This is a genomic window from Bacillus sp. EKM206B (genome assembly GCF_011066015.1).
Taxonomy (GTDB): domain Bacteria; phylum Bacillota; class Bacilli; order Bacillales; family Bacillaceae; genus Bacillus; species Bacillus velezensis.
The window spans coordinates 19,979-40,344 of sequence record NZ_JAAMNL010000018.1 but is presented as its reverse complement, the minus strand read 5'-3'; the positions used below and the strand labels follow the sequence as shown (position 1 = coordinate 40,344).

General features: G+C 46.9%; 19 protein-coding genes and 1 pseudogene. 9 read left to right on the top strand and 11 right to left on the bottom strand.

Annotation, left to right across the window (positions count from 1 at the left end; translation table 11 throughout):
• Positions 1–162 (bottom strand): helix-turn-helix domain-containing protein (locus G9F50_RS19735; RefSeq protein WP_144490541.1); only part of this gene is annotated, 162 nt, incomplete at its 3' end.
• Between the two features lie 290 nt (positions 163–452).
• Here G9F50_RS19735 and G9F50_RS19730 point away from each other — a divergent pair.
• From G9F50_RS19730 to G9F50_RS19720, 3 genes are all read left to right on the top strand, one after another.
• A complete protein-coding gene (locus tag G9F50_RS19730) occupies positions 453–1,613 on the top strand; it encodes a sensor histidine kinase (RefSeq protein ID WP_060562008.1) in 1,161 nt (386 codons plus the stop codon).
• Entirely contained in the window at positions 1,606–2,241 is a 636-nt protein-coding gene (ydfI, locus tag G9F50_RS19725; RefSeq protein WP_012116939.1) for a two-component system response regulator YdfI, read from the top strand. Before G9F50_RS19730 ends, ydfI begins: the two co-directional genes overlap by 8 nt.
• A 98-nt stretch (positions 2,242–2,339) precedes the next feature.
• On the top strand, positions 2,340–4,493 hold the full coding sequence (locus G9F50_RS19720; protein WP_060561992.1) for an MMPL family transporter: 2,154 nt from the start codon (positions 2,340–2,342) through the stop codon (positions 4,491–4,493).
• 33 nt (positions 4,494–4,526) lie between these two features.
• On the opposite strand, the gene G9F50_RS19715 is transcribed toward G9F50_RS19720, so the two are convergent.
• The 7 genes and pseudogenes from G9F50_RS19715 to G9F50_RS19690 all read right to left on the bottom strand — a co-directional run bounded on the left by G9F50_RS19715 (position 4,527) and on the right by G9F50_RS19690 (position 11,146).
• Positions 4,527–5,249 (bottom strand): gamma-glutamyl-gamma-aminobutyrate hydrolase family protein, encoded by a 723-nt coding sequence (locus G9F50_RS19715; protein WP_060561993.1) that lies wholly within the window; start codon positions 5,247–5,249, stop codon positions 4,527–4,529.
• 265 nt (positions 5,250–5,514) lie between these two features.
• Positions 5,515–5,588: pseudogene (locus G9F50_RS20855) on the bottom strand (hypothetical protein); the annotation flags it as partial.
• Positions 5,589–5,635: 47 nt separating this feature from the next.
• Positions 5,636–7,045, bottom strand: coding sequence for an MFS transporter (locus G9F50_RS19710; protein WP_060561994.1), 1,410 nt, complete (start codon positions 7,043–7,045; stop codon positions 5,636–5,638).
• On the bottom strand, positions 7,045–7,515 hold the full coding sequence (locus G9F50_RS19705; RefSeq protein ID WP_060561995.1) for an Rrf2 family transcriptional regulator: 471 nt from the start codon (positions 7,513–7,515) through the stop codon (positions 7,045–7,047). The genes G9F50_RS19710 and G9F50_RS19705 overlap by 1 nt, the downstream gene beginning before the upstream one ends.
• Before the next feature lie 222 nt (positions 7,516–7,737).
• Positions 7,738–9,366 carry a ribosomal protection-like ABC-F family protein gene (abc-f, locus tag G9F50_RS19700; RefSeq protein WP_060561996.1) on the bottom strand — a complete coding sequence of 543 codons (1,629 nt, stop codon included), beginning with the start codon at positions 9,364–9,366 and terminating at the stop codon, positions 7,738–7,740.
• A gap of 278 nt (positions 9,367–9,644) precedes the next feature.
• Positions 9,645–10,172, bottom strand: a complete 528-nt coding sequence (locus G9F50_RS19695; protein WP_060561997.1) for a GNAT family N-acetyltransferase — start codon at positions 10,170–10,172, stop codon at positions 9,645–9,647.
• A 116-nt stretch (positions 10,173–10,288) separates the two neighbouring features.
• Positions 10,289–11,146, bottom strand: coding sequence for a YitT family protein (locus G9F50_RS19690; RefSeq protein WP_003156057.1), 858 nt, complete (start codon positions 11,144–11,146; stop codon positions 10,289–10,291).
• A gap of 282 nt (positions 11,147–11,428) precedes the next feature.
• Between G9F50_RS19690 and G9F50_RS19685 the strand changes: the two genes are divergently transcribed.
• Both G9F50_RS19685 and G9F50_RS19680 read left to right on the top strand, forming a co-directional pair.
• Positions 11,429–12,562 (top strand): glycerol dehydrogenase, encoded by a 1,134-nt coding sequence (locus G9F50_RS19685; protein WP_003156056.1) that lies wholly within the window; start codon positions 11,429–11,431, stop codon positions 12,560–12,562.
• A 145-nt stretch (positions 12,563–12,707) separates the two neighbouring features.
• Positions 12,708–13,919, top strand: coding sequence for a Bcr/CflA family efflux MFS transporter (locus G9F50_RS19680; RefSeq protein ID WP_015239269.1), 1,212 nt, complete (start codon positions 12,708–12,710; stop codon positions 13,917–13,919).
• Positions 13,920–13,947: 28 nt separating this feature from the next.
• On the opposite strand, the gene fabF is transcribed toward G9F50_RS19680, so the two are convergent.
• A complete protein-coding gene (gene fabF, locus G9F50_RS19675; protein ID WP_060561998.1) occupies positions 13,948–15,183 on the bottom strand; it encodes a beta-ketoacyl-ACP synthase II in 1,236 nt (411 codons plus the stop codon).
• Positions 15,184–15,291: 108 nt separating this feature from the next.
• On the opposite strand from fabF, the gene G9F50_RS19670 reads away from it, so the two are divergent.
• The gene (locus tag G9F50_RS19670; protein WP_007409314.1) at positions 15,292–16,131 is read left to right on the top strand and encodes a helix-turn-helix transcriptional regulator; all 840 of its coding nucleotides are present in this window, start codon (positions 15,292–15,294) and stop codon (positions 16,129–16,131) included.
• A gap of 41 nt (positions 16,132–16,172) precedes the next feature.
• Here the strand turns inward: G9F50_RS19670 and G9F50_RS19665 are convergent, their stop codons facing one another.
• Both G9F50_RS19665 and bltD read right to left on the bottom strand, forming a co-directional pair.
• Positions 16,173–16,916 (bottom strand): sulfite exporter TauE/SafE family protein, encoded by a 744-nt coding sequence (locus G9F50_RS19665; protein WP_015416927.1) that lies wholly within the window; start codon positions 16,914–16,916, stop codon positions 16,173–16,175.
• Positions 16,917–17,073: 157 nt separating this feature from the next.
• Positions 17,074–17,532: a spermine/spermidine acetyltransferase gene (gene bltD / locus G9F50_RS19660; RefSeq protein WP_025284334.1), complete on the bottom strand. Its 459-nt coding sequence runs from the start codon at positions 17,530–17,532 to the stop codon at positions 17,074–17,076.
• Positions 17,533–17,663: 131 nt separating this feature from the next.
• Here bltD and G9F50_RS19655 point away from each other — a divergent pair, with 131 nt between their 5' ends.
• The 3 genes from G9F50_RS19655 (at position 17,664) to G9F50_RS19645 (ending at position 20,366) form a co-directional block, all read left to right on the top strand.
• Positions 17,664–18,485 carry a MerR family transcriptional regulator gene (locus G9F50_RS19655; RefSeq protein WP_060561999.1) on the top strand — a complete coding sequence of 274 codons (822 nt, stop codon included), beginning with the start codon at positions 17,664–17,666 and terminating at the stop codon, positions 18,483–18,485.
• 215 nt (positions 18,486–18,700) lie between these two features.
• Positions 18,701–19,573, top strand: coding sequence for a DMT family transporter (locus G9F50_RS19650; protein ID WP_060562000.1), 873 nt, complete (start codon positions 18,701–18,703; stop codon positions 19,571–19,573).
• 175 nt (positions 19,574–19,748) lie between these two features.
• The gene (locus tag G9F50_RS19645) at positions 19,749–20,366 is read left to right on the top strand and encodes an NUDIX hydrolase (protein ID WP_060562001.1); all 618 of its coding nucleotides are present in this window, start codon (positions 19,749–19,751) and stop codon (positions 20,364–20,366) included.

Genomic DNA, 20,366 nt, shown 5'->3' with positions numbered 1-20,366 from the left:
TCGATGTGTATCACCAGCCTTATACCATCTAACCCATGTCTGAACCTGTGTCTTATTCTTAATATTCAACTCCTGCAGGATCTCTTTCATAGGTACGCCTGCCAATCTCATTTCTACAGCCTTCTGTTTCACTTCAACCGGATAACTCACTCTTGTCCCCATAGAAAAAACACCTCCAAGTCTAATTTCGGATAACAATCATCCGTATTCAAACTTGAAGGTGTTTTTATTTGTCTCATCTTATGGGGTCAGTCCCCGAACAATCCCGCAGGCTGTTTTTTCTTTCACCCGTCATGCAGGACAGAAGGGGAAGGTGAGAAGAAGGCACTTATGGTATGATGACAAATAGAATAAAACCTCGTGAGGCCGGTCGGCTAAAAGGAAGTGGACAGAGATTGTTTGGTACAAAACATCAAGAAGACTATGTCTCCCGTGACAGACGCTCATTGCATATGCTTGCGCTTCGGGTGCCCGGTCTGGCGTTTATTTTTATGGTATATGCCGCATCAGTCTCTTTGCAGTACATTTATGAAAGCTGGACGGTTTTATTGCTGCTGTTATTCACGATATTGATCGTCATTTTTGCCGTGCTGCACTGGCATTCCTATCGCTGGGTCAAGAAAAAAACGTTTCTTTATTTCATCATACAGGGATTTATCATATATACATCGGCTAACTTGATGACCGGGGGCTATATCGCGGCGGTCATCGGTCTCTATGCCTTTTTAATCGGGCAGATTATCGGAATGGCGGATAAGGGAAAAACGCTGCTCATACTCTATCTTTTCATTTTAATGTCCATAGCAGCCCTGCATCAGGAGCATCCGCATCATCTGCTTCGTTTCATCGTTATCGCCGCTCCCATCATGATCGTGATTATCACGTATGCGGCAACATTTTTCGCGCAAGTTGATGAAAAAATAAAAACACAGATGACGCTTGAAAAATTAGAACTCGCTCATCGGCAAGTGAAACAGCTGACGCTTCAGAATGAAAGACAGCGGATGGCGAGAGACTTGCACGATACGCTTGCTCAAGGATTGGTCAGCTTGCATATGCAGCTTGAAGCGGTGCATGTTCATCTTTCAAAGGGTAACACTGACAGAGCGAAAGACATCATCAGCCAGTCAATGGACAGAGTGAAAGGCACATTGGCTGATGCGCGCTCGGCCATTGACAACCTTCGCAGCACATCAGAAAAGATCGGGTTCTTAAAAGAAAGCATCACTGAACAAATCAACCATTTTACAGAAGCCTCCGGGCTGTCTTGTTTTTTAGATTACAGCGTGCATCATGTGCTTGACGTCCATACGGCGGAGAATTGCCATTACATGATCGGAGAAGGCCTGACAAACGCCGCCAAGCATGCAGAAGCAAAGAATGTCTGGGTATCCGTTCAGGAAGAAGAGGGACAGATCCGCATAACCGTCAAAGATGACGGGAAAGGTTTTGATTGCGGGACAGAAATGAGAAAAAGCGGACATTACGGGCTGCTTGGGATACGAGAACGCGTCAATATGATGAACGGCACTTGCCGTATAACAAGCGCCAGATCAGCGGGAACTCAAATCGAGATCATCATACCAATTCAAGGAGAGGCGGAACATGTATAAAGTGTTAATAGCAGATGACCATCTTGTCGTCAGAGAAGGTCTGAAGCTTTTGATAGAAACAAATGACCATTACACCATAACGGGAGAGGCGGAAAACGGGAAAACCGCCGTCCGCCTCGCAGAGGAACTAAAGCCAGATGTCATTCTCATGGATCTGTACATGCCGGAAATGAGCGGGCTGGAAGCCATTAAACAGATAAAAGAGCATTCTGATGTGCCGATCATTATTTTGACGACCTATAATGAAGATCATCTGATGATAGAAGGCATTGAATCAGGCGCGAACGGTTATCTGCTGAAAGACACAAGCTCAGAAACCTTATTTCATACGATGGATGCGGCGGTCAGGGGAGAAGTGCTTCTGCAGCCGGACATCTTGCGGCGTTTCCGGGAAATGAAAATGGAACGGGCAAATGCCAATGAAACACAGCTGACGGACAAGGAAATCATAGTTCTAGAAGCCGTTGCGCAAGGACATAAAAGCAAAGCGATCGCCTTCGATTTAGGAATCTCAGAGCGGACGGTAAAAGCGAGATTAACATCGATTTATAACAAATTAGGCGCTGATTCGCGGACGGAAGCCGTCACCATTGCCATGCAAAAAGGCATTCTGAAACTGAATATATAATGAAAAATTGCCCAAACGTACATGCCCCTATGTACGTTTTTTTTATTTGAATGTGAACTACAATTAGGCAGAAAGTAATGATTGGAGAGGAGTATTCGATGTCTGGTTTTTTATATAAATTAGGGGGATGGTCTGCCCGCAATCGATTAAAAATGATCAGTGCGTGGCTCGTGATACTGATCGCTTCGATTGTGATCGCCATCTCGTTAAAACCTGCTTTTTCTGAGGATATGTCAATTCCCGACACACCTTCTGAAAAGGCGATGGATATCATTCAAAAAGAATTTTCAAAGGGTCCCGATAAAGGAAGCATACGGGTTATTTTCGGAGCTGAAGACGGGAAGAAATTGACGTCAAAACCGGAAAAACAAGCGATCGAAGAGACATTAAAGAAGATCAAAACAGATCATTCAGTCGCTTCGATTGCAAGTCCTTTTGAGACAGGAACCATTTCTAAGGACGGATCAGTGGCGTATGCCGATGTGTCGTACAAAAAAGCGGCAGATGATATTTCGGCTTCGTCTGTTTCACATATTAAACACAGTCTGACTGCCGCCGGAGACAAGGGCCTGCAGACGGAGCTCAGCGGTGATGTGCCGGGGGCCGGTGTTGAAGTCGGCGGTGTATCTGAAATTGTCGGCGTTGTGCTGGCTTTCGTCGTTCTGGCCATTACGTTTGGTTCATTAGTCATCGCGGGGCTGCCGATTGTTACGGCCCTGATTGGGTTAGGCGTAAGCGTCGGGCTGACTTTAATCGGAACACAGGTCTTTACGATCGCTTCGGTCAGTCTCTCATTATCCGGAATGATCGGACTGGCCGTCGGGATTGATTATGCACTGTTTATCTTTACGAAGCATCGTCAGTTTTTGGGCGAAGGTTTACAAAAAAATGAATCAATCGCTAAAGCTGCGGGAACGGCTGGCAGCGCCGTCGTTTTTGCGGGACTGACCGTGATCGTCGCGCTTTGCGGATTGACTGTTGTCGGCATTCCGTTCATGTCTGCGATGGGATTGACTGCGGCACTCAGTGTGCTGATGGCTGTATTGGCATCAGTAACGCTGGTGCCTGCGGTGTTATCGGTCGCAGGAAAACGGATGATTCCGAAATCAAAAAGGAAAAAAGAAAAGAAAAGCGCCGAAACGAATGCGTGGGGACGTTTCGTTACAAAGAGGCCTATTCTGTTAAGCATTTTCAGCATTATTCTTTTGGCTGTCATCAGTCTGCCGGCCATGCATTTAGAGCTGGGGCTGCCTGATGCGGGAATGAAAGCGAAAGACAACCCGGATCGCCGTGCCTATGATTTGCTGGCCAAAGGATTTGGCGAAGGCTTTAACGGCAAGCTGACAATTGTTGCCGATGCAAAAGGGGTCAAGGGGAACAAAAGTGAAGCATTTCAAGACGCCGTGAAAGAAATAAAGGACTTGCACAATGTGGCGAGCGTCACACCTGCCATGCCGAATCAAAAAGGGGACTATGCCATCATTACGGCAGTGCCTGAAACCGGACCGAATGATAAGGCAACGAAAGAGTTAGTGCAGGATATACGGAAACAATCAGACAAAAATGGCATCCGCCTGCTCGTCACCGGGTCAACCGCGGTGAACATTGATATTTCAGACCGGTTAAACGATGCGATTCCGGAATTCGCCATTCTCATTGTCGGGTTTGCGTTTGTATTGCTGACCGTTGTTTTCCGCTCGCTTCTCGTGCCCCTTGCCGCTGTCGTCGGCTTTTTGCTGACGATGACCGCTACACTCGGGTTATCGGTATTCGTTCTGCAGGATGGGAATTTCACCGGCTTGCTCAGCATTCCGGAAAAAGGCCCGATTCTCGCCTTCCTGCCTATTTTGGCGATCGGTATTCTTTTCGGGCTGGCGATGGATTATCAAGTATTCCTTGTCAGCAGAATGAGAGAAGAATATGTCAAAACAAAAAATCCGGTACAAGCCATTCATGCCGGATTGAAACATAGCGGACCTGTCGTAACAGCGGCGGGACTGATCATGATTTTCGTCTTTGCGGGATTCATCTTTGCGGGAGAAGCTACGATCAAATCCATGGGCTTGGCAATGACCTTCGGTGTGCTTTTTGATGCGTTCATTGTAAGAATGACCATTATTCCGAGTGTCATGAAGCTGATGGGACATGCGGCCTGGTACTTGCCGAAGTGGCTGGATAAAATCATTCCGAACGTGGATATCGAAGGCCATAAGCTGACACAAGGCAAAACACCGGAGAAACCGGAAGAATAAAATGAAAAAGCAGATCGTTATGATCTGCTTTTTTTATGTGCTGACCGCATCCATGAAATGAGAAAAAAGCTTTTTCATGTCTTCATGTTTTTTTGTCAGCATTTCGGGATGCCATTGTACGCCGACGACAAATAATTCACCTGTCCGTTCAATCGCTTCAATGGCCCCGTCTTTCGCATAAGCCGCCACTTTAAACGAAGGCGCCGTCTCTTTTATGATCTGGTGATGGAATGAATTCACCCGCGCTGAATCGCCAAACAAGGAATGAAGACGTGTCCCTTTTTCAAAAGAAATATGATGGGTTTTTAACGGCGGATCTTTTTCTTGATCATGCTTAATGTCAGCAAACGAAGCGTGTGTCAGGTCTTGATATAAAGTTCCCCCGTAAGTGACGTTTAACATATGCATCCCCCGGCAGATTGCAAGAATCGGCTTTTCTAAAGCAACCGCCGTGAGAATCAGCTCCTTCTCGTAGGCGTCCCGATCAGGAAAGGTCTTTCTTAAAGCCTGTAAAGGTTCTTCACCGTAAAACAGCGGGTCTATATCCTGGCCGCCGGACAGAATGATCCCGTCAACATGAGAGACCTGTTCCTTTACAAGCGCCGTCTCTTGAATCACCGGCAATATAAACGGCACACCGCCGGCCTCAGAAACAGACTGAATATAATCATTATTGACATATGCCCGATTATAACCCGGGAAAGGGCCGGATTGATCAGCCATAATGTTTCCCGTAATTCCAATGCGTTTGGCCATTCTTCGCCCCCCTGAACCATGCTCATAATTAATCTGAACGTAGGTTGTACAAATCAGTTTGAAATTATTCTTCTTAATTACGGAATCATTGTTTTAGAAAAAAGATTGACCGTACTAAAGTAAGGGTTTCAGTTAGGATGAGTCTTCATTTGATTTTTGTTTATAAAAAACACATCGGTCCGTTGAAGGGACGAGTGTGTGAAATAAACGCTATTTATCGGTCGATGCTGTAACGCAGCATGACGGTATCGGATACTTGATTTCACCGATACGGCTCAATGGCGGTAAGCTGCTTTCCCTCGTTAAGAAGGTCTCAGCTGTTCTTCCCTCTCTTGAAATGTCCTTATCAGCGCCTGTTGATTTCGATATATTTCCACACAGCGCAATCAGTGATTTGCATTTTTTTCTGTCGCGGCATTGCCGTTATGGGCCGCCAGAAACAGCCATACAAGCAATGCGGCGAGGCTGTACGCCGCTCCCATCATCAAAAACGTAAAGCCGGCACCGGCGTACCAAGTGGCGGACAGATGAATGATCACACCGGAAACCGCTACGCCGACCAAGGCTCCAATTTGCCTGTTGGCATTTAAAGCCGCACCGGCGATATTCGCATGCTGTTGTCCGGCAGCCTGCATGATCACAGTTGTCATGGCAGGAACTGTAATGCCGGTGCCAAGGTTCATAACAGACATCAAAACCGCCAGCTGCCAATAAGGAAAATCAGGAGAAACAAGCACAAACAACAGCAATGCAATGATACAGCTGACCGCCATTGACACAAACATAAGCAATCCGGCTTCAAACCGATTCGCCAGACGGGCAAACAGCAGATTGCCAATCACGAAGACCGCCATCATCGGCAGCAGCTCAACACCAGCCATAAAGGAGCTTGCGCCTCTTGCTTCCTGCAAAAAAAGGCTTAGCATAAACATGCCGCCGAAAAGAGCAAAATTCAGTAAAAACCCGACGAATTGAGCAGCTGAGAATCGGCCGTTTTGATATAAGGACGCCGGCAGAATCGACGTTTCCGCAGAGATTTCCCGCAGCAAAAACAGCACAAATGCCAAAAGCGCCGCCGCGAATGCACCAAGAATTATGGGTGAGCGCCAGCCCGCTGAAGGCCCCTGTATCAAGGCAAACGAAAGAAAGCCGAGAGCAGCCATTCCAAGCAGATGCCCTGTAATGTTCATGCAGCTGATTTTTCGCGGCACGCGGCCGAGTACTCGGTAAGCAGAAATGAGCGCAGCAACCCCTAACGGCACATTGATCAGAAAAATACTCTGCCAGCCTGCCGCCTGTACCAGCACGCCGCCAATAAAGGGCCCAAGGCCAGAAGCGGCAGAAACAAGAGCGGCCCACAGTCCAAAGATTCGCGCCCGCACCCGCTCATCCGGGTAAGAGGCCGCCAAAAGACTGAGTGAGCTCGGCATAAACAAAGCCGCGCCAATCCCTTGCATGAGACGTCCGGCAATCAGCATCTGGCCATTAATAGATACGGCGCATAGGCAAGAGGCCAGGACAAAAACGGCCAAGCCCAGTATGTATATCGCCTTCGAGCCAAAACGGTCTGCCAAGGCTCCGCCCGCCAGCAGAAGTGACGCAAACGTAAGGATGTACCCGTCCACAACCCACGTCACACCTGAAAGTGACATTGAAAGGGTGTTTTTCATATCAGCCATCGCCACATTCACGACGGTTACATCAAGAGTTGCCATGAGGAAACCAAGTGCGAGCACGATCAGCACGGATAGGCCTGTTGATGATTTTGAATTTTGTAAAGACCCGCTGTTTGTCATTACAAATGCCCTTTCACTTGCTTGTTTACCCAATCATCTATTTTTTCAAGATCATACAGTTCCCCGACTCTGTTCATGACATGCTGCAAGGATTCTTCTCTCATGAGATTGGCCCATTCATCCTCGATTTCCCCCATGACTGTCTCCAGCACACAGTTGCTTTCATCCTCGAATACGGATTGCAGCAGGCCCTTCCCCTGATACATCGAACCTCTGCCTTCGACCGCCTGATAAACATCATAGAGCGTAATGTCCGTCAAAGGCTTCGTCAGGGTAAAACCGCCCTTGGTCCCCGGTATGGATTCTGCCAAATCGGCCTGTACCAATGTTCTCATCAGCTTCTTCAAATAAGACGGAGACACGCGTAAACGCTGGCTGATTGCTTCTGACGTTAAAGAAGACTGTACGGGCAGCCGTGACAATAACAGCAGCACAGAAACCGCCTGCTCCATCCCTGATTTCATTTTCATCCTATTCACTCCCGATTTATTATGGATAACTATTATCCATAATGGATCCCTTAGCAGCTTTTGTCAATAAAAAAAGCAAAAGAAACGGATCATTTCTTTTGCTTGGTACGGTTAACAAATCTGCTTGTGTTGAAGCGCTTCGTCACCATAAGTCATCTATTGAAACAATAAATCTTGGGAACAAAAACTCAAAAAACCCGTGACAATCACGGGTTTTTACATTTATTTCAATTTCTTGATTTCTTCCGTCAGCTCTTTGAATTTTTGATCAAGCTCACGATATTGTTTATCAGCCGGCGTCATGAAGCTGAGTTTTCCGAGGACTTCCTGCCGTTCGGTCTCAAGCTTCAATCGCAGTTCTTCAGCATCGTCCCTGACGGAGGGGGATTCTTTCCATTGTTTTCGGACGCTGCCGTTTGAGATTTCAAGCCGGATGTCCGTCGTCTTTTCGACGAAGTAACGATCATGTGAAACGATGATGAGCGTTCCGTCGTATCGGGCCAAAGTGTCTTCAAGCTGCTCGCGTGACGGCAGATCAAGGTGGTTTGTCGGCTCATCCAGAATCAGCACATCTTTCTCCTCCAAAATAAATGCCATCAGCTTGCATTTTACCCGCTCTCCCATGCTCATCTTGCCGATGGGCTCCGTCCATTGCGCTGCGGTAAATCCTAAATGCTTCATGAGAGATTGAACATTTCCTCTTTCCTCGAACGTTTCTTTGTAAAAAAGCTGTTCGGGGGTTTTATCAAGCGGGAGGTCGAATACTTCCTGCGTTAAATATCCGACGTTTGCAGACGGAGAAATCCATATGCTGCCCTGCGCTTTTTCCTGCCCGAGGATGACCTTCAATAATGTTGTTTTCCCGCTGCCGTTCGGGCCTGTAATCGCGATCTTTTCACCGTGCATCACAGTGAAATTCACGTTTTTGAAAAGCGTTCGTCCGTCATATGACTTTGTGACATCCCTTACTTCTAAAAAACGCTTTCCCGCTTTTTTGCGGTGTTCAATGGAAAAACGGACTTCATACTCCGCTTCAACCGGTTCTGCTTTCGCTTTTTCAAGCTCTTTCTCAAGGCGCTTCTGCTTTGATTTAATCTGGGCGTCCGTGCGTTTTGCTTTTACGCGATGGTATTCTTTAAACCCTTCTATTTTCGTTGATTGGGCGTGGGCTTTTTTTGACCAGGCGCTCAGCTCGTTCATTTGAGCTTCAATCCTTTTGACCATATTCTGCTGATTCTCATATTCGCGCTGCTGTGTCAGTCTTCTCTGTTTGCGGACCTCCATATAGCTTGAATAATTCCCTTTATGTTCAATGAGTTTCTTTCCTTCGATGGCCCAGATTTTTGTCGCCGCTGCATCTATAAAAGCACGATCATGCGAAACAAAAATAATGGTGCCTTTGTAATTCTTGATCTGATTTAGCAGTATTTCCAAACTGTGCTGATCGAGGTGGTTCGTCGGCTCATCTAATAACAAAATGCTGCTTGAGGAGGAGAAACCTTTGGCAAGACGGGCTTTCAATTTTTCTCCGCCGCTTAATTGCGAAAAGGCGCGTGCGGGTACGTTCCACTTTTCTAACAAGGCTGCCTCCGCAGGCTCCGGATGGCCGGAATCATAAGCTTCCGTTTCTTGTTCCACCATATATATGTTCACATCTTGCATCATCTGGATCTGTCCTTGTGACGGCGCTTTTTGATTGCAGATCAATTGCAGCAATAACGATTTGCCGGCGCCGTTTTTACCGATAACGCCGATGATGTCACCTTGCTGAACGCTCGCGCTGATCTGTTCAAAAAGGGGAACGCTGTTGATTTCATAACTGATGCCGCTTATTTTTAACATTTCTTTCATATGTCAATCCCTCGCTTTAAAGGGAGGACCAAAAAAATCCTCCCAAATTGATTTGGAAGGATTAGCCGTACCTGTGCATGATCAAATAAGCTATTTTCACATAGCTTTCGTATCGTATAGAAAATGGGCAGACTAATCCTATTTTTTCTGATTTGAAATATTTGATTTCAAACGGTCAAAATAAGATTAGTTAATCATTGTCCACCCATCATCCCTTCGTATTTGTTACGAACAGTGTAGCACACACTTATCTGTAAAAGCAAAGGGTATAAGCCTTTTTATTCCAGATTGGAGACTTCCCACTCTTCTTCTAAAACGGCATAATAATATTCGTCCCACCATTCATTATCATGGGGGATGCATTTTTTAAAAAAGCCTTCCCGTCTCATTCCGATCTTTTCCATCACCCGGTGCGAAGCCGTGTTTTCCGGCTGACATGTCGCAATGATCCGGTGTAATTTCATCTTGTTAAACCCGAATGCCAGCACGGCGCGCGCCGCCTCTGAAGCATATCCTTTGCCCTGGTATTCCGGGTGAAACACCCAGCCGATTTCATACGTATGATCGCCAAAATACTGAAAAAAAGCAATGTGGCCAATGACCGTTTTCTCATTCTTCAATAAAACGGGAAACTTCCCGGCATGTTCACCGCTGTTTTCAGTAACGAATTTCCTGGCACCATCTTCGGTAAAGACACCCTCTGGTATATATTTCATGACATTCGGATTTGAGGTGTACGCATAGACATCCTGCCAATCTTCCGGTTCAAATGTCCGAATTACGAGCCTGTCAGTTTTGATATTCATTTTTTATGTTCCTCCATCAAAAAAGGTTTCATTTACTACTTCGATTGAAAGATGTAAAAACCTTTGAGCGGGGAAGAGCCGAATAAAAAAAGCCTGCAGCTATACACTGCAGGCGGTTATTTTTCATTTGCGGCGGCGGGCAGGTTTGTAAACCCGAATTGCCCTCCGACAGCTTCTTTTACTTCATGAATAACGATAAATGATTTCGGATCAATTTTTTGAACATGTTTTTTGATTTTCAGCAATTCGTTCTTTTTAATGACAACATAGATAATGCGCTTGTCTTTGCTGCCGTAATACCCGTATCCGTAAAAAATCGTCGCCGCGTTGCCGTACTCGGAGGTGATGGCTTTGGCGATTTCTTCGTATTGGTCAGACATAATGGTGAGAGCTTTTTTATTATGGAAACCCTCAATGACAATATCGACGATTTTGGCGCACAGATATACGAATATAAACGTATACAGCATATGATTGATGCCGATCGCTAAAACGGATGCGAAAATGATGACACAATCCATATAAAACATGCTTTTCGAGATGTTAAAGCCCTTTGTGTAATTTAATAAATACGCCAAAAGCGTGGTCCCGCCGGTAGATCCGTCAGCGATAAAGATCAATGCCAGCCCCGCTCCCATCAGCAGAGCGCCGAATACAATCCCGAGCACCATATCGTGCACGCCGAACGGAATAAAGCTGACGATGCTGAGAAAAACAGAAGTCATTCCCGTACCGAGTATCGTGTATAAAATCGTTTTTTTCGTTAAAAATTTATAAGCCAGCCCGATAAAAATCAAATTTACAACCAGAGTCGTAATACTTGCAGGTATATGGAAAAGATAATATAACACGAGAGCGATTCCCACGGTGCTGCCGTCCCCTAAATGATTCGGGATGACGAAAAATTCCACGGACGCCGCAATAAGAAAGGCTCCGGCCATAATCATCAGTATATCCTTGCAAATGTTCTTCATGTGCAAACCTCCTCCGCAGTCAAAAATATATAAAAAACAAAAACGCCTCAAAAATTATCCAGCAGAACTAAATAATTTTTAAGACGAATCATTCACAATCTCGTTTGTTCATTCAGTAAAGAATGATCAGCTTCAATATCGAAGATTATATAGACACCTTCACATCTTGTCAATGCCGTGAAAATTGATTTTTCTGCAGTGTATATGAGGTTTAAATCAAGTTAAAACGAGGAATTATATCAGAAGAGTTTTCATTTCTGCTCTATCAATAAGAGAAATGTAATGAGAGACAACGAAGAAGGGATGATGACATTGGAACGAATTTTTATCAGTCCGGCCAAATACGTGCAGGGAAAAAACGCCATTGAAACGATCGGCGGACATCTGGAGGGCGTTGGTGAAAAAGCCGTCGTCATCGCGGACAAAACCGTATGGGATATCGCGGGCCACAAGGTGACGGCTGAATTAAAGAAAAGCAATATTTCTTCTGAAGAGGCGGTTTTCAACGGCGAAGCCTCCCAGGAAGAAATGAAAAGAATTGCCGGCATCGCAGAAAAAGCAGGCGCGACTATTGTCATCGGAGTCGGCGGCGGTAAAACGCTTGATACGGCCAAAGCCGTATCAGATGAAATAAACGGCTATACCGTTATCGTGCCGACGGCCGCTTCAACGGATGCTCCGACAAGCGGGCTGTCTGTCGTGTATTCTGAACAAGGCGCGTTCGAAAACTATCGTTTTTATCATAAGAATCCTGACTTGGTTCTGGTCGATACGAAAATCGTCGCGGAAGCTCCGCCGCGCTTTTTAGCATCAGGGATTGCCGATGCAATGGCGACGTGGATAGAGGCGCGCAGTGTCATCGCCAATGGCGGTAAAACGATGGCAGGCGGAATTCCTACAATCGCCGGAGAGGCTATCGCGGAAAAATGTGAAGCGGTATTATTCAAATACGGCCATCTCGCTTATGAGTCTGTGAAAGCGAAAGCCGTTACGCCCGCATTGGAAGCGGTGGTTGAAGCCAATACACTTCTGAGCGGACTGGGATTTGAAAGCGGCGGCTTAGCTGCGGCACATGCCATTCACAACGGCTTCACCGCGCTTGAAGGTGAAATCCATCACTTGACCCACGGTGAAAAAGTGGCATTCGGCACGCTCGTTCAATTGGCGCTGGAAAAACGTTCGCTTGAGGAAATTGAGCGGTATATCGCGTTTTATATCAGCTTGGGGCTGCCTGTCACACTTGAAGACATCAAATTGAAAGACGCATCTAAAGAGGACATTATGAAAGTGGCAGAAGCCGCGACGATTGAAGAAGAAACAATTCATGCCGCTTTTGACGTGACGGCTGACGACGTGGCGGATGCCATTATAGCGGCTGATCAATACGCAAAAGCATTTAAAGAAAAACACGCGTAAAACCTTTTACCGCGTGACCCGGACCCAAGGGCTGTTACAGCCCTTGGTTTTTTTATGCCCTTTGAAAACTTTTAAAAATAAAGAAAAAATTATGATACAATATACAAATGTTTTGAGAGATTGACAAAGGAAAGGTGGGAACGATATGCTGCATAATCCGACCGGTAAGGAGCGGCTTGCGCTGGCTTTTCTTCTCGGAATGCTTGCGATACTGGGGCCGCTCAATATAGATATGTATCTGCCGAGTTTCCCTGAAATCGCTGAAGATTTAAGCGCCCGTGCATCGCTTGTCCAGCTCAGTTTAACCGCATGTCTGATCGGACTGACAATCGGACAGGTTGTTGTCGGCCCGTTAAGTGACGCGAAGGGAAGAAGAAAACCGTTATTACTATGTATTTTTTTATTTGCGTTGTTTTCTCTGTTTTGCGCGCTTGCACCGAACATTACTACATTAGTGATTGCCCGTTTTCTTCAAGGATTCACCGCTTCGGCAGGACTCGTTTTATCCCGTGCAATCGTCAGAGATGTGTTTTCGGGAAGAGAGCTTTCTAAATTTTTCTCGCTGCTGATGGTCATTACCGCCGTAGCGCCGATGGTGGCGCCGATGACGGGAGGCGCGATTTTACTGCTCCCGTTTGCATCATGGCATACGATTTTTCTCTTTTTAACCTTTATCGGGTTTTTGCTTGTTCTCATCATTGCGCTCAAGCTGACAGAAACCCTGCCGCCGGAAAAGCGGATTCCGAGCTCCATCGGAAATTCCGTGCGGACAATGGGAAGCCTGCTGAAGGATCGGTCATTTATCGGCTATGCGCTGACGGTCGGTTTTATTCACGGCGGGAGCTTTGCGTATGTCTCCGGAACGCCTTTCGTGTATCAGGATATTTACGGAGTCTCGCCTCAGGTATTCAGTGTTTTATTCGGCATAAACGGTCTGGCGATCATTACCGGAAGCTTTATCATCGGGCGTTTCGGCGGGATCATTCACGAAAAAAGCCTGTTGAGAATCGGCGTGATTACAGCGATGACGGCGACTGCCGTTCTGCTCGTCATGACGATCATTCACGGACCTCTGGCGGCACTGGTGATTTCAATTTTTATTTATATGATTACGATCGGCATGACGCTGACAAGCACCTTTACATTGGCGATGGAAAAGCAGGGACACCGCGCGGGAAGCGCAAGTGCACTGCTCGGCATGCTTCCGCTTCTTCTCGGTTCCATCGTGTCACCGCTTGTGGGGATGAATGAAGCGACGGCCGTCCCGATGGGGGCAATTATGTTCACGACATCCGTTATCGGTTCCATCGCTTTTTTCGCCTTAACAACAAAACCGGAGAAAGCAAAAAAGGAGTGAAATGATTCACTCCTTTTTTTGATGCCCGTTATTCATATTTCTTCAGCACGATCGCCGAATTATGCCCGCCAAAGCCGAATGAGTTGGAAAGGCCGATCGTTAACGATTGATGTCGCGGACCGTCTGATACATAGTCCAAATCACACGCCGAATCAGGGTGTTGCAGATTGATTGTCGGCGGGATGATGCCGTGTCTCAAGCTCTCTGTCAAAGCGATGGCTTCAACGCCGCCTGCCGCGCCAAGCATGTGTCCGAGCATTGATTTGTTGGCCGTAACCGGAATATCATACGCAAGCTCCCCGAATAATGTCTTGATGGCCAATGTTTCAGAAAGATCTCCGGCTTTTGTGCTTGTCGCATGAGCGCTTACGACATCAATGTCTTCCGCTGAAACATTCGCCTTTTTCAAAGCGTTTTTCATCGCCAGGTATGCGCCCGTTCCTTCCGGATGGGAGGCCACCATATGATAGGCGTCAGAGCTCGCACCGTAGCCGAGCACCTCACAAAGGATCGGGGCATTTCTGCCGATTGCGCTATCCAATGATTCCAATACTAAGATGCCCGCGCCTTCACTCATGACAAATCCATCGCGATCCGCGTCAAACGGCCGGCTTGCCGCGGCGGGGTCTTCGTTTCTCGCTGACAGCGCGTGGGCATTGCCGAAGCTGGCTAATGACAAATTCGTAATCGCCGCTTCCGCTCCCCCGGCAAACATGATATCTGCGTCATCATTCCGGATGGCGTTGAATGCTTCCCCGATCGACGTATTGCCGATGGAACACGCGGTGACGGGAGAAAGTGAGGGGCCGAGCGCGCCTAATCTGATGCTGATTTGAGCGGCGGCCGCATTTGAGATCATCATGGGGACAAGGCTCGGGCTCACTTTTCGCGCTCCCCGTTCATTTAAAGTATGAACGTTATCAATCAAAGTCGTGATGCCGCCGATTCCTGAGCCGACGTACACGCCGAGGCGTTCACGGTCAATCTGATCGAGCTGAATCCCGGAGCTTTCAAGCGCCTGTTCCGCTGCCGCTAAAGCAAACTGGCTGAAACGGTCAAGCCGTCTCGCTTCTTTTCTGCCCCACCTTTCTTCTGCGTCAAAATCACGGACGGTACCGGCTATTTTTGTCTTTGAGCCGGAGACATCAAACGAATCGATGAAAGAGATTCCCGATTTTCCTTCCGTCAGGTGTTTCCAAAATGTATGCACATCATTGCCGAGAGGTGAAATCACTCCCATTCCGGTGATCACAACTCTTTTCATGGTCATTCCTCCTTCGGTATGTATTTATTGTAACTCGCAATTATCCTATTACAAGTTGTTGATTATCCTAGTATAATAAATACCAGGGTAAGAGAGGAGAGATTCGGTATGATACCAGAAGGAAGATTGCAGGCGCTCTCAGAGTTTTTAAAAACGCAGCGGGCCAAAATTTCTCCGCAGATGGCCGGGCTGCCGATGGGCACACGGAGAAGAACGCCCGGACTCCGAAGAGAAGAGGTCGCGCAATTAGCCGGCGTAAGCACCACGTGGTATACGTGGCTGGAGCAGGGCAGAGACATTAAAGTGTCCGCAGCCGTATTGGACGCCGTTTCCGATGCGCTGCAGCTGAACAAAGATGAGAGAAATTATTTATACGCGCTTGCCATTGAGGAGGGCGTGAAGCAGCCGTTTGCTGCGGAGGAAGAAGCGGTTATCAGCCCGTCCCTTTCAAAAATCCTGCAGGAGCTCCGTTATTGTCCCACCATTATCTCGGACAGGCGGTGTCATATCGTAGGGTGGAACCAGGCTGCGGCGCACGTGTTTTTAGATTTTGAACAAATTCCTCCTGAAAAGCGGAATCTCATAGAGCTATTGTTTTCCAGAAAAGAATTAAGAAGTTTAGCCGTGAACTGGGAGCACTTTGTGAAAGGATTCATCGCCATTTTCAGAACGTATTACGGCCAGTATGTAGCTGATACGTGGTATTCTCAGTTTATAGAAGAAATGGAGAAAACGTATTCGGAATTTCATACGCTGTGGAATGAGAGCGAAGTCAGCTCGGCACCCGAAGTATTAATTGAGTTCCGCCACGCGAAGGCGGGAAAAATGGTCTTTAACCTGACTTCATTTCAGGTTCAGGGCAACAGTGATCTGCGCTGCAGTGTGTATACACCGGTAGATCATACCGAAACGGAAGCAAAGCTGAAAAAGCTCTTCGAAAACAGATGAAGAACAGAAAAAAACGGGAGGCGGCCGCCTCCCGTTTCAGTTTAAAATAAAAGCATGAGACCGGCAATGGCTGGGGTTAAAAAGATGGCTGATTTCAGAATGACTTTCGGCACGAGGTTGGTGAATTTCGCTCCGACATATGCGCCGCACATCGTTCCGATCAGCACTTTGACCAACAGCATATAATCGACAAATCCTTCCGTCACATAACCGAGTCCTCCGCCGACCGCAAGCGGGATAATGACAAGCATGGTGGTGCCGACCGACTGGCGGATGGATAAGCGCAAAAGAATCATTAAGCCGATTTGGATGAAAGGGGCAGAGCCGATCCCGAACGTTCCGGACAGGATTCCTGCGATGACACCGAGTACAACGGCTTTCACCCATATATTCAGATTGCTTTGCTGTCCGGAATCTTCTTGTGTTTCTTTTACAATAAATAACCGGACTAAAATAAGCAGAGCAGATAAAAACAGCATGCCCGCCGTCAAGTAATGCAGCAAATCTGCGGGGATAAGGGAAGTAAGCCTTGCCCCGAAAAACGAACCGAATGCCGCAAAAACGCCGACGATGAGACCGATTTTCATCTGAATATTGCCTTCACGGTAGTGGCTGAAAGCCCCCGATAAACTTGTGAAAGCCATTCCGGCAAGGGAGGTGCCTAAAGCCGTATGAATCGGTACGTGAAACAGTATAGTTAAAAGTGCAATGACAAAACCGGCTCCCCCGGCGCCGATAAACCCGAGAATAATCCCGAGAAGAAACATAACGAGTATAATAAGCACAATCTTCTCCTCCATTTAGATGCCTGAACACCATGTTCCGCTCCGCTGTATCAGGTTTTAATAATCGACCGTAGTCCGTCGACCGTCGTCTAATATCTTTATGTTACCTCAAATTTAAGGTATTGGCAAGAAGACGAATTGCTTTTATACAGAGGGTTTACAGCTCTTTCACCATCACTTTTTCACCATTGAAGTCCAGCTCTCCATTGAATAAGAAGCCGAATTTTTGATAAAGCCGCAATGCGTGGACGTTATCTTCAAACAGGCTTAAATAAATCCGTCTGCAATCATATATTTGAGTGAGATGACGGATTAGGGCATCAAGCAACAGCTTGCCCAATCCCCGTCCCTGATAGCGTTCATCAATAAAAAAACGGTCAAGCCACACTCTGCCGTTTTCATTTTCCTCATCATATTCCGGAAACCATCCGTACATGGCAAAGCCGACCAATTCCCCGTTAACATAAAGACCGGCCGGCTGATAATGCCGGCAATCCTCAGCATCTTGTAAGCACTCTTCCGCGGTTTCAATAAATGAAGTCTGGCTTTCACTTACATGAAGCGCCAGTATATCGGCACGGTTTTCTTCCGTGACTGTTCTGATTTCAATCGTCATACTTGATACTCCTCTTCCGCTTTTTTTGAGACGGTAAAGCTTTCATTGCGTAAGCCATTTGTGAATCAGCCTTCTCTCGGATACAATGATCATCATAAAGGATATGGTTACCGTATAGTCAAGGAGGCATTATGAGCGAAGACGTCAGAAAATACTTCACAACGGGTGAATTTGCAAAACTGTGCCACGTAAAAAAACAAACCCTGTTCCATTATGACGAGATCGGCTTGCTTTCTCCGGAAATCAAAAAAGCGAACGGATACAGATACTATTCCTATCATCAATTCGAACTGTTTCAGGTCATCGGTCTGTTTAAGGAGGTCGGCGTTCCCTTGAAGCAGATCAAACCGCTCTTAACAGACAAAACCCCTGAGGGTATCATCACGCTTTTAAAAGAGAAATCTTCAGAAATCGAAAGCAAAATCAAAAAGCTGGAGCACCTGCAAAGGATGATTCGGACAAAGGTGAAGCTGACCGAACAAGCCTTGGAGACAGACTTTTCCTCCGTCTCATTGCAGCGATTAGATGAAGAGACACTTATGATAGGACGGCCCGTACTCCATTTGCCAGAACGGCAATATACTGCCGCCATTTCAGAATTGATCCGCTATATGCGGGTACATGAACTCGATCAGGGGCATCCGGTCGGCGGACTGTTTGCGCGGGAGCAGATTCTGAAAAAAGAATTCTACAACTACACCCATTTTTATATGAAGACAGATGAAGGCATAGAGAATAGAGACCTCCATATCAAGCCGAAAGGGCTTTATGCCGTCGGGTACCAAATAGGGGATGAAGCGGAAGCGGCTTACCGCAGCATCATGCAGTTTATTGAAGAGTATGGGCTGGAAATGGGCGATTATGCATATGAAGAATATATGCTTGATGAGGTTGTGGCGGACGGGTTTGACAATCAGATCACAAGAATCCAGCTGCAAGTCCGCAATCGATAAAGCCGATGCCGCCGTTCATTTACGTCTTTTAACAAACCTTGTATAATGAGAAAAATCAGTTTGCAATTGAGGTGAAAAACGATATGTTTCTAGCGCCCTTATTTGAACATGATGTACCGGCAGCACTTCTCCGCCCTTAATGGAGGAAAGTGACTGCGCTTCTCTCCGTTAGGGCATATGACGTGACCTAATATGATAACGGAGGGTGCATCAAATTGAAAAATACATTGTTCGGTTCGATTTATTTGGCATTGGCCGCCAGTATCTGGGGCGGTATGTATGTCGTTGTAAAAGTTGTGGTAGCGGTCATTCCGCCGCTTGAACTGGTATGGCTGAGATATGCGGTGGCGCTTCTTTCGCTTTTGATTCTCAGTTTATTTACACGCCAATCCTGGAAAGTTCATAAACGTGATTTATTACTGATCGCTGCGATCGGATTGATCGGCAACACGGTTTCGATCGTCACGCAGGAAATCGGCACGAAATTATCAACCGCGCAGATGGGTGCGATTATTACGGCATCCACTCCCGCATTTATGGTTGTATTTGCCCGGCTGATGTTGAAAGAACGGTTAACGCTGAAAAAAGGAATATCGACAGGGCTGGCGACGATCGGAGTATTGCTCATTGTGGGGAACGGAGATCTCAATATGTCGAGCCAGCTCGGCGGTCTCTCGCTTCTGGCTGCGGCGCTGACATGGGCTTTGATGTCCGTGCTGATGAAACGGGTACCCGGCCATTACTCACCGCTTGTCGTCACAACGTATTCCATTTGCGTCGCATTTGTCATCCTGACCCCGTTTACAGCGGGCCCGCTTCGGGAGATTCCTTTGTCTCAGATTGCCCGGCCTGAGATATGGGGCGGACTTTTATATCTGGGTGTGATCTCAACCGCCTGCGCGTTCATGCTTTGGAATCGCGGATTGCAATTACTGAATGCGGCAAGCGGCGGTCTGTTTTTCTTCTTTCAGCCGCTTTCCGGGACTTTGCTCGGCTGGCTGCTGCTGGGAGAGACGATCGGAGGAACCTTCTGGATCGGGGCGGCTCTTATTGTTTCAGGCGTCGTTCTCGTCATGAAAGAAAAATAGAAAATGAAAAAAAGCCATTCAGCAAATGAATGGCTTTTTTCTGATTTTCCGGCAGGATTCGCTCCGTCATACACAGAAAACAAGGAGCAGAAACGGATCATGGGCATCGGTACTCTCAAGGTGCAATATCCTGACTCTTGGGGTTTCGTCAATTAACATAACGGGCGGTGAAAAAATGGAGCCAAAATGGCTTGAATGGGCAAAACAGCTTCAATCCGCGGCGCAAGCGGGGCTGGCTTATTCCAAAGACATATATGATATTGAGAGATTTGAAGAAATAAGAAAAATAAGCGTGGATATCATGGCGCATCATACCGGCATCGACAAAAGGGTCATAAAAGACGTATTCGCCGGTGACACGGGCTATCCCACTCCGAAAGTTGATATCAGAGCGGCAGTTTTTAAAGATCAGAGCATATTAATGGTAAGAAAGAAAAGCGACGGCAGATGGGCGCTGCCGGGCGGATGGGCTGATATCGGGATTTCTCCGGGCGAGACCGCTGTCAAAGAAGTAAAAGAGGAGTCAGGAATCGACGTAAAGCCCGTTAAACTGTTAGCTGTAATGGATAAGAAATGCCATTCCCATCCGCCGTCCGCCGCCCACGTTTACAAAGTGTTTATCAAATGCGAGATCATCGGCGGCCGGATCAGGGAGGGAACAGAAACAAGCGCCGCCGGCTTTTTTGGGGAAACGGAACTGCCGCCGCTATCTGCCGCCCGCAATACAGAAAGTCAGATTGAAAAGATGTTTGCGTATTTCAAACATCCGGACGAACCCGTTTATTTTGATTAA